This is a genomic window from Lachnoclostridium sp. An181 (assembly GCF_002160325.1).
Classification (GTDB): domain Bacteria; phylum Bacillota; class Clostridia; order Lachnospirales; family Lachnospiraceae; genus An181.
The window spans coordinates 107,184-113,549 of record NZ_NFKJ01000009.1; the positions used below are offsets into that span (position 1 = coordinate 107,184).

A 6,366-nucleotide genomic window follows, 5' to 3' on the forward strand; every position below is an offset into this window, starting at 1 on the left:
TCTCCTTTCTATCCTCCATGTCTGCATTACCCATTTTTTTCATATCGTTTCACCCAATTTCAAATCTGATGATAAAAGCAATTATACTTCAAGGCTTTTGAATAATGTCTGTTTGTTTTTGATCCTAGCAATCTTTCTAGTCCTTCTCTTATAGATTCTCGTCCACTCCCAAACATTTTTCTTGTCTGTACCACATATTTGTACAGCTTTTTTGCTAATTTCTCCGTTCAAATACTGTTCCACAATCTTTAACTTTCTCTACTGCACTAATTTTGCTTTTTCTAGACATTCTCCAAGTAAGTTTTTACATTTTAATGCCCCACTAGAGGGTCGCATATCAAAGTCCTTACTATTCCAAATGGGGAAAGTATGGACTTTTTTAGCAATAAACACGGTGATTTATTTTCAATATCCAGAAAATCAAGAAATTAAGACTAAGTTTTCCTTAAATCTGTGATGTTGCACACAGCGGGCAGTTTATATTTCTAATAACGCAACGGACATACATCCATATTTTTACAGATAGCTGTACGCCCGTTACTTTTAGTCTCTCAAATAGGGATTGATATAATTCTTCCAAATATTTTTTACAACATCTTCTATAGTCATATTTTCCTGGCTACTGGTGAACGATAACTGAGCTGATAAATACAAATTTCCCGCTATTTCTTTAGCTGTATACATACCATTCCATGATCTAACTCCACCACTAAAGGAATGAAAGTCTGTAGAAATACCAGTATTCATTGTTCCCCAACTCTGATCCATAAACACTCTTAAATTTCTGATTAATTTTCCTGCTTTATAAAACTGATAAAAATAATTCCTGGAGTCGTTTTTCTCTATCACTACCTGAAAGTATGGGGATTGTATTTCCAACTCTGCACATAAATCGGACATAATATTATTAACTTCCTGGAAACTTTGTGACATAAGCTGATTGATTTCGAAATCACTTGCCCTTGTCTTTTCTATTTGACCTGAAATACCGAGAGAATCAAAGAGTGAGGATGTTGTAGTTCTGTTATTTTGTGCTGTTGGAACAGGAACTATCAAATTTTTTTCTTTCAATTTCGTTTCGATTGCAACAGGAATATCCCCCATAGCTGGATTATTCATATCAGCAACTTTATCCAGAAATGTTGCCACATTAGCTGAGATATTCTGTGCCCTCTTTAAATCTTCGCCCAATCCACCTATATTCTGAAATTGTATTCCCTTTAAACTTTCATTTAATTTTTCATATTCATTCTGCCAGTATTTTACATATTCTGCCCGAATGGCTGGTTTATATATTCCAGAATTAATTACTGCGGGGAATATCTTTTCGCTATAATTTCTGTCACGCATAACTTCTAAGACTTCATACAAACAATTAGAGGATTTTAAATATGCGTTTGAAATAAGCAAGATTGTATAATCCATTTGCGGTATGGACTGCATATATTCTTTAATACTGCTCCAAGTACCAATATCAATCTTATCCCGATGAAGATTAATCGTATTATTTTTCGCCAGTGCAGTTTCAATGTTTTCAGCTATTTCTTCATCAGCCCAACAATATGACAAAAAAATTTCAAATTTTTTCACCCTTTTTATTTCTTACCTTCCCTCGGCGCCTAGATAGAACATTACATCAAAACACCCGAAAACTTTGTTTACAAATATAGAAACACCGTTTACAAATGAAATTGTACTGGCGACGACCATTTTCTCCTAGAAAAAAGGAGCATTTCTCACTCCGGCTCATAAACAGGCCTGTCCCAAAGTATGCCGTTTACACATTTTCTTGTACAGGATGAACAATTTGCGTTTACTGAACTTCTTTTAACACAGGGTAATACAAAACATTTTATTTAAGTGAAACAACATCCCTCCATCCCTACTTCCCAGGTGCGAGAGGTCCATAGTAATAGCTTGCTGTTGCGCCGCCGTCAATCAGAAACGTGGAGCCGGTAATAAATGCTCCTTTATCACTCATCAGAAGTTCTGCCACATTTGCAATTTCATCTGCAGTTCCCGGCCGCCCTGCCGGACAATTGGCAAACATATTCTTGTAGAAATCACCACGCGGTCCATTGAATTCGTCAAGAGCCAGAGGCGTCACAACAATTCCCGGAGCAATGGCATTGAGCCGCGCGCCTCTTTGTCCCCATTTAACGGATTCTGCCATCACTCGCTTTTCATTGCAGCGTTTCGCCATCTGGTAAGCGTGCAGGGTATCCCGGATATTTTCCGGTTGCAACAACGGGAGATTTAATAATTCTTCTGTCGGTGTAGTTGCCAACAATTCGTCTTCTTGGGCTGTCAGGGCTGGCATACGCCAGCCGGACTGACTGGAAATGGTAACACCCACACCGCCTTTTTTGATGATCTTTCCCACTTCTTCCAGCAAAACTGCAGTTCCATACAAGTCCACTTTCAAAATCGTTTCAATTGACGCCTGGCTTGGGGAAACGCCAGCTGCATTGACCAGCATGGAAACTTCGCCGAAACTCTGCGCCTTTTCAATCAGTTTCATAATGGATTCACGGGAAGACAAATCCATTTCTACAGGCACCGTATCAAAACCAGCACCGTTCATTGTTTGAGAGATCATCTCTGCATTTTCCAGTTTTTTATCACCTATAACAATCTTCATTCCATAACCCATTCTTCTGGCAATCGCCATACCGATCTGACCGGCACCTGTTAAAATCATGACGTTGTTCATTTGTTATTCCTCCTATCGTAATCCATCTTTTGTCTTTCATATTTTTCAATTGGTAATTTGTTCTTCTCTACAGTGCAGTATCAAACAGACTTTTGGGCCCAAGATACAACCTTACTCTCTGATTTTGACGCATCTGCTCCGTGAATCGAAAGACCTGCCCCAAAAGATGCCCCTTTACAAATTTTTTTCAGTTCACTCTCACAAGAACCAAGACCACTGCCCTCGTGGGTCATGACTGCCATTACTTTTTTACCCGAAAAGTCCAATCGCTCCAACTGCGTAAATATGGCACATGGAAAAGTTCCCCACCAGCAAGGCCCGCAGACGAAAATATTGTCGTAATCTTTAACATTATCAAGATATTTTTTCAATTCCGGTCTTGCACCGCTGCGAAGTTCCTGTTGTGCTTCTTCTATACAGACATAATAATCTGCTGCATATTCCTTGACTGTTTCCACTTCAAAAAGGTCACCGCCCACGGCCTTCTGAATGAACTCTGCAACAATCTCGGTATTTCCTTTGGTAAGATTTCGGATGCTGCCATTCCAGTAGTTTTCACCCTTACGGGAATAATAGATAATCAGATTTTTCGCCATAATAGTTTCCTCCTATTGTTTTTCCCATCTCATAAACTTTCTCAAAAATTACTCATTTTCTGTATTTTCATTTTAGGTATTTCTGACAGAAAGAACAATTCGGATTCCCAGGCAATTTCATAAGAAAAACTTATAGAGCAAAGTGGGCAATCCCACTTCACCTCCCCTTCCCCTCACTCATGAGGGGCCCTCTACTTTGCGCGCCGCCGCAATACCGCAAAGCGGAAAGTACCCTTATTGCGGCATGCGCATCCTGCCCGGAGGGAATTCTTCTATAGGAAATCCATCGGATTTTTCTTATAGAAGAACAAAAAAGACCGTTTCTGCGTCTTTACAGATACGGTCTTAATCTTGCTTATCCTGTTTATTCTTTCCGGCCCTCTAAAAACCTGGATTTTAGCATGTCTGCAAAATCCTCGATATAATAGCCTGAATTATCTGCTTTCCAAAAAGCACAATAAGTACGTTTGATGGGGTTCCCTCTGCGAGTTAAAAGCAATCGGCTTAGTGCTGGTGCAAAGCTCGGTTCATTTTTCCCGCCCTCTACCGGCATAAATCCATTTCCGCCAATTACCAGAAGACGTGCGTCCTCTAAATTTTCTGCGAACTGGAAATCTCCTTGGATTCCCACGATCTCGCGATAATATCTCTGTTCCGTCTCCTGCTGTTCAGGAGATGCCACCAAAATGCAGGGAATGTTTTTCAAATCATCTATTTCTACACATTCCAGAGATGCAATCGGATTTCGCGCTGCAATCTCTATGTAACACTCACTTGTTGCCAGAATAAAGTTTGTATATTCATCTGAAAATGCTCTCCGCTGGTCGCTAAGTATCAGATCAACCCCTCCGTCCCTCAGAGCCTCATATAACTCTTCATGGGTTCCGTTTATAATCTGTACAGAAACATCCGGGTATTTTTCCGAAAATTCCGCAACAGCCAGGCGAAATTCCTGTCCGCTGTAACATTTCAGATATCCAATACGAAGTTCTGCTCGATCCTTATTTGCGATACGAACAGTTTCATTGCAAAGTCGTTCAAAATCTGCAAGCAATACCATACTTTTCCGATAAAAATACTCGCCCGCTGGTGTTAAAGAAATTTTTCTGTTTTCGCGGTTCAGAAGTTTTACTCCCAGTTCATGTTCTAACGCCTGAATCTGCTGCGACATTGCAGATTGTGAGATGAAACATTCTTCAGCTGCTTCCGTGAAACTTTGACATCGAACTACTGCCTGAAAATATTTCATTTGTTTTATCACTTTGTCTTGTCATCTCCATTCATTTCATTCTTGTCCTTTTCCATACCTGTTCTTTTGTCCCCGTTCTTGTCCGTTCCCATGGTTTTCTTCATTCCCACCGCCGGTTTCTGTATCATCAGTAACACTGTTTTCATCACCAGTTAAAGTTTGGATCAAATCCCAAATTTCCCGCATAGGCATATTTTGAATTTCTTCTACGGTAATGGATGGATCAAGTTTCTGTAACTCTAAAAATGCACGGTATTTGCCATAGGAAAGCCCCAGGTCGTTGGCCACTTCCGTTTCTTCTGGACTTATAGAATAACAGTAGGCATTTTTTTCTCCGGAAGTACAGGATTGAACACCGGAAAGTATTTGTGCGGCCTGATCTGAATCTTCTCCAGCAACGACAACGGTCAAAATCCCATCATTTGACAACAGCGCAGACACCTCTTCATTCTCCAAAATCTGATTCACTGCCTCGGAATATTCCAGATTCCATACATCAATGGAGCTCACCAGCTCCTTCCCGTCATCATTCCAGCCTTTTGCAGAAATTATCCTGTCAAATCGGTTGACACTCAGTTCAATGGACGGATTAATATCCATGCTGATTTCCGCAGTAGGGGTGAAGTACAGCCAGTACCCTCCAAGAAAAAGAAGAAACATACAGGCAGCGGTCGGGAGAAAAATTCTAAATCTTGCTTTTTTTATCCGTTTATAGTCGGTTGTTTTCCGAAAGACATATTCCTTTGTCTTTTGTTTTAATTCCTCTGCGGCCTGTACCTGATCCAGTGCTTTTTTCAGGCTGTCATTCATCTTCTTCACCTCCCAATTTTTCTCGGATTAATTGTTTAGAACGGTTCAGGAGCGTATAAACCGTATTTACATTTTTCCCCAGAATCCGGCTGATCTGCGGGGCTGTATACCCTTCATAATAATACAAGTACACGACATCCTTATATTTTTGTGGAAGTGACAAGACTGTTTCTAAAACTTCCCGGTAATCAGGCGGCATTTCAGCCGGCTGTTCCATAATTTCATCCAACGAGACAGTACGATTGCGGAAAAAACTTTTGAGTAAATCTTTACAGGCATTTATGGTAACGCGGATAAGCCAGGCTTTTTCATGTTCCTCATTTTCAAATGACACAGAACTAAGAGCATATTTCAAAAAAACAGTCTGAAATATGTCCTCGGTATCCGCATAATTTTTCAAATGAATCATACAAAGCCGCCGCACCATATTAGCGTACTGTTCGACTGCCCGGTTAATCTCCTGTTCACTCCGCATCGTATCCTCACCTGCTATTTTCTATCTGTCTTATCCGCCTCATAATCTTTATTCTGCCCTCGTCTGGCAGTATGGTCACAAATGCCATCCCTGTCAGGATCCGCATAGCGCCCTCTGTTTCCTGCATGATCGCAGATGCCATCATTATCCTGGTCCACATAATTTCCGCCGCAGTCATTTTGCAAAGGGCGCTCTTTTTGATTCCTGCCACAATTGTCACAAATACCATCTACATTGGCATCCACATGCTGGCAATCATTTCCCCAGTAGTCACAAACTCCGTCTCCATTGCCATCTGCAAAGTTTGTTCCAGTTCCCGGCTCTGCTGTAAAAGCTTTCGTTGCTCCACCAGCCAATACCACAGCAGCCAACAAAACACCAGCTAATGTTCTTTTCATCATTTTACCCATACGTCATTCCTCCTCGTATAATAAGTTTGTAAGCATAAAACAGCTTACAGACTTATTCTTTTTTGATTAGACAGAAGGATAATTCTAAACATCCTTTCAGAAGAGGCTTCTTC

The 6,366-nt window shown here is 40.6% G+C and carries 7 protein-coding genes; all 7 read right to left on the minus strand.

Features of this window, described 5'->3' with window-relative positions:
* Positions 1 to 543: 543 nt before the first annotated feature.
* Positions 544 to 1,590, minus strand: coding sequence for a toll/interleukin-1 receptor domain-containing protein (locus B5F18_RS07505; RefSeq protein WP_162607560.1), 1,047 nt, complete (start codon positions 1,588 to 1,590; stop codon positions 544 to 546).
* 292 nt (positions 1,591 to 1,882) lie between these two features.
* Positions 1,883 to 2,713, minus strand: coding sequence for an SDR family oxidoreductase (locus B5F18_RS07510; RefSeq protein ID WP_087157061.1), 831 nt, complete (start codon positions 2,711 to 2,713; stop codon positions 1,883 to 1,885).
* Between the two features lie 80 nt (positions 2,714 to 2,793).
* Positions 2,794 to 3,309: a flavodoxin gene (locus B5F18_RS07515; protein ID WP_087157062.1), complete on the minus strand. Its 516-nt coding sequence runs from the start codon at positions 3,307 to 3,309 to the stop codon at positions 2,794 to 2,796.
* A gap of 364 nt (positions 3,310 to 3,673) precedes the next feature.
* Entirely contained in the window at positions 3,674 to 4,558 is an 885-nt protein-coding gene (locus B5F18_RS07520; protein WP_087157063.1) for a LysR family transcriptional regulator, read from the minus strand.
* Between the two features lie 36 nt (positions 4,559 to 4,594).
* Entirely contained in the window at positions 4,595 to 5,368 is a 774-nt protein-coding gene (locus B5F18_RS07525; RefSeq protein ID WP_087157064.1) for an anti-sigma-I factor RsgI family protein, read from the minus strand.
* Positions 5,361 to 5,843, minus strand: a complete 483-nt coding sequence (locus B5F18_RS07530; protein ID WP_087157065.1) for an RNA polymerase sigma factor — start codon at positions 5,841 to 5,843, stop codon at positions 5,361 to 5,363. The genes B5F18_RS07525 and B5F18_RS07530 overlap by 8 nt, the downstream gene beginning before the upstream one ends.
* A gap of 14 nt (positions 5,844 to 5,857) precedes the next feature.
* Positions 5,858 to 6,253: a hypothetical protein gene (locus B5F18_RS07535; RefSeq protein WP_087157066.1), complete on the minus strand. Its 396-nt coding sequence runs from the start codon at positions 6,251 to 6,253 to the stop codon at positions 5,858 to 5,860.
* Between the last annotated feature and the right edge of the window lie 113 nt (positions 6,254 to 6,366).

Bases quoted from the DNA above. Each gene is read 5' to 3' on its own strand.
- B5F18_RS07510 (WP_087157061.1), bottom strand. From the start codon at position 2,713: ATGAACAACGTCATGATTTTAACAGGTGCCGGTCAGATCGGTATGGCG.
- B5F18_RS07515 (WP_087157062.1), bottom strand. From the start codon at position 3,309: ATGGCGAAAAATCTGATTATCTATTATTCCCGTAAGGGTGAAAACTAC.
- B5F18_RS07520 (WP_087157063.1), bottom strand. From the start codon at position 4,558: ATGAAATATTTTCAGGCAGTAGTTCGATGTCAAAGTTTCACGGAAGCA.
- B5F18_RS07525 (WP_087157064.1), bottom strand. From the start codon at position 5,368: ATGAATGACAGCCTGAAAAAAGCACTGGATCAGGTACAGGCCGCAGAG.
- B5F18_RS07530 (WP_087157065.1), bottom strand. From the start codon at position 5,843: ATGCGGAGTGAACAGGAGATTAACCGGGCAGTCGAACAGTACGCTAAT.
- B5F18_RS07535 (WP_087157066.1), bottom strand. From the start codon at position 6,253: ATGGGTAAAATGATGAAAAGAACATTAGCTGGTGTTTTGTTGGCTGCT.